Origin of the sequence: Actinoplanes sp. NPDC024001, assembly GCF_040638955.1 — a bacterium.
In the GTDB taxonomy this organism is placed as follows: domain Bacteria; phylum Actinomycetota; class Actinomycetes; order Mycobacteriales; family Micromonosporaceae; genus Actinoplanes.
This window is the reverse complement of sequence record NZ_JBEZZB010000342.1, coordinates 1-3,142: the sequence shown is the minus strand read 5'-3', so window position 1 is coordinate 3,142 and position 3,142 is coordinate 1. Positions and strand designations below refer to the sequence as shown.

Annotated in this window: 2 protein-coding genes and 1 riboswitch; both genes read right to left on the bottom strand. The window is 75.5% G+C overall.

Annotation, left to right across the window (positions count from 1 at the left end; all coding sequences use genetic code 11):
- Window positions 1–1,128, bottom strand: a 1,128-nt coding sequence (locus AB0F81_RS50920; RefSeq protein WP_360211648.1) for an ATP-binding protein, incomplete at its 3' end; no start/stop codon positions are given.
- Between the two features lie 55 nt (window positions 1,129–1,183).
- Window positions 1,184–1,310: riboswitch (cobalamin riboswitch) on the bottom strand.
- Between the two features lie 107 nt (window positions 1,311–1,417).
- Window positions 1,418–2,983, bottom strand: coding sequence for a gluconokinase (locus tag AB0F81_RS50915; protein WP_360211646.1), 1,566 nt, complete (start codon window positions 2,981–2,983; stop codon window positions 1,418–1,420).
- Window positions 2,984–3,142 lie beyond the last annotated feature (159 nt).

The following is a 3,142-nucleotide window of genomic DNA, read 5'->3' as shown; positions in this document are numbered from 1 at the left end:
GTCGTCCGGTCCGTCGCCGTCGGGATCGGGGTCGTCCTCGGCGCGCGGCCCGGAGTCCTGCCCAGCCGTGCCTTCCTGTTCGGCGCGTTCCTGTTCGGCGCGTTCCTGCTCGGCCTGGCGTTCGGCCTCGGCGAGGGCCTCCTCGAGCTTCTCCTCGTCGGTGCCGGGCGGGTCCAGCGGGTCGGTGCGGCGCCGGTGCGGCAGAGCGAGCCGCGCCGCGTCCCGGACGTCGTCCGCGGTCACCCGGGTGCGGCCGTGCCAGGCCGCCAGGGCCACCGCGCAGCGGGCCACCACGATGTCGGCGCGCATCCCGTCCACGCCGTAGGCGAGGCAGACCCGGGCGATCCGGTCCAGCTCGGCGTCGGGCAGCTCGACCGACGGCAGCAGCGCGCGGGCGGCCGCGATCCGCGACGCGTAGTCCCGCTCGGCCGGCGCGAAGCGGGCCGCGAAACCGGCCGGGTCCGCCTCGTAGGCCAGCCGCCGGCGCACCACCTCGGCGCGCTGCACCGCGTCCCGGGGCGCCGCCACGGTGACCACCAGGCCGAACCGGTCGACCAGCTGCGGGCGGGGCTCGCCCTCCTCCGGGTTCATGGTGCCGACCAGCAGGAACCGGGCCGCGTGCTTGACCGAGACCCCGTCGCGCTCGACGTGCGCGCGGCCCATCGCGGCCGCGTCCAGCAACAGGTCGACCAGGTGGTCGGGAAGCAGGTTGACCTCGTCGACGTAGAGCACCCCGCGGTGAGCGGCGGCGAGCAGACCCGGCTCGTAGGCCTTCACCCCGTCACCGAGCGCGCGCTGCAGGTCGAGCGTGCCCACCACCCGGTCCTCGGTGGCGCCGACCGGCAGCTCCACCAGGGTCGCCGGCCGGACCACCGGGTCGCCGGCCGGGTGCGGGCCGTCCGGGCAGTCCGGGTCGGGCGCGGCCGGGTCGCAGGCGAACCGGCAGCCGGCGACCACGACGACCGGCGGCAGCAGCCCGGCCAGGGCGCGGACCACGGTGCTCTTCGCGGTGCCCTTCTCACCGCGGACCAGCACGCCGCCGACGGCCGGTGACACGGAGGTGAGCAACAGCGCCAGGCGCAGGTCGTCCAGGCCGACCACGGCCGAGAACGGGTACGGGCTCGTCACGGGAATCCCTTCCGGCGGGTGTCCACGCCCGCGCGTCGGTCGTCACGAGCGGCCGGAGTCTCCTGACTCCCGGATCGACGTTTCCCGCTCGCCTTCCGGCCCGGTCGGGTCGTGGCGTCTGGGTAGCGGGTCGCTCCCCGGTCACAGTGGCGGGACCGTCCCGGATTCGCACCGGGTTCCTCCGCTACCGCTCGCCGGTCACTCTTTCCTACCGCCCGCACACCCGTCAACGCGGGGTGCACCACAGCGCGCGATCTTCCAGGGCGCGGCGTGTGTTCACCCGCTGGTCTCAGGAGTGGACGGCCTTCTCGGTGGCGGGGAGCGGCTCGGGGGCGAGCTTGTCGAGTTCGGCGACCACGTCGAGGACGGCGAGCGCGGAGCGCTCGACCAGCGGGCGCAGCCGGCGGTAGAGGGCGGCGTCGTCCGGGTCGGGGCGGGTGTGCCGGCCGGTCGGGACCAGCGCGGCCGCCTCGTCCAGATCGGGCAGTTCGCCGAGGGCGTGCCGGGCCAGCAGGCAGGCGCCGAGAGCGGTGCCCTCCGGGGTGTCGGCCACCGAGACCGGCAGGTCCAGCGCGCCGGCCAGGATGCTGATCCACAGCTCGGAGGCGGCCGCGCCGCCGGTCGCCCGGATCTCGGTGACCGGGCAGCCCTCCGCGTCGAACGAGTCGCGGACCAGCGCCAGCTGCTGGCAGACCCCCTCCACGGCAGCCCGGACCAGGTGCGGGCGGCTGTGCTCCCGGCGCAGCCCGAGATAGGCGCCGCGCAGCCCCGAACGCCACCACGGGGCCCGCTCCCCCAGCAGGTAGGGCAGGCAGAGCAGGCCCTCGCTGCCGGCCCGCACCCCCGCGGCCTCCTCCAGCAGGGCAGCGTCACGCTCGTCGGCGTCCTCGCCCTCGGCGCCGGGCCGTTCGAAACCGGCGGCGAAGCTCTGCCCCGCCCAGCGGACCACCGAGCCGGCGTTGTTCACCGCGCCGCCGATCACCCAGCGGTCCTCGGTGAGCGCGTAGCAGAACAGTCGCCCGGCCTCGTCGGTGGTGGGGCGGCCGACGACCGTACGCAAAGCGCCGCTGGTGCCGAGCGAGACTGCCGCGACCCCGGCCGGGGTGGCGCCGACGCCGAGGTTGGCGAGTGGCCCGTCAGCCGCCCCGATGATCAGCGGGGTGTCCGGGGCGAGGCCCGCGGCGGCCGCCACGTCGGCGCGCAGCCGCAGCCGGTGGGTGGTGGGCACCACCTCGGCGAGCTGGGCCGGGCGAATCCCGGCGAGCTCCAGGGCCTCGGCGTCCCACTGCCGGGAGTGGATGTCGTAGAGGCCGGTGCCCGAGGCTATCGACAGGTCGACGAGGAAGGGCTCGTCGGTCAGCGCCGCCACGATCAGCTCCTTGACACCGCCCCACCGGGCCGTGCCGCGCAGCGTCTCCGGGTCGTTCTCGCTCCACCAGGCCAGCTTCGTCAGCGGCGACATCGGATGCACCGGCGTGCCGGTACGCGCCTGCAGCTTCGCGTGGCGGCCCGATGCGACGATCCGCTCGCACTGCTCGGCGGAACGCCCGTCGGCCCAGGTCACCACGGCGCCGGCCGGCTTGCCGGCGGCGTCCATCGGGACCAGCGCGTGCAGGAACGAGCTGAGGCTCACCGCGATCACCCGGTCGCCGTTGCGGGCGCACTCGGCGGCGACGTCGGTGAGCGCCTTGACCGCCGCGTCGGTGAGCTGGGTGGGGTCGAGCTCGGCGCGGCCCGGGCCGGGCACCGACAGCGGATAGTGGACGCTGGTCAGGGCACGCAGCTCGCCGGTGGGCCCGGCGGCCACCCCCTTGGTGGCGGTGGTCCCGGTGTCGATCCCGATCACGACGTCCATTGCGTGTCCTCCTGGTGCGCGGCTGCCTCTTCCCTACCCCGTGAGCATCTTCGCGTACCGATCGATCGGCCCTGCCGGGTGGATTCGCAGCGCGAATCCATGTCGCGCAGCACCGACCACAGGCCGGCGCCGTCCGGGGCGGAGAACCAGATCTTGCCG

Coding starts and splice junctions, on each gene's coding strand:
- AB0F81_RS50915 (WP_360211646.1), bottom strand. CDS start 2,983: ATGGACGTCGTGATCGGGATCGACACCGGGACCACCGCCACCAAGGGG.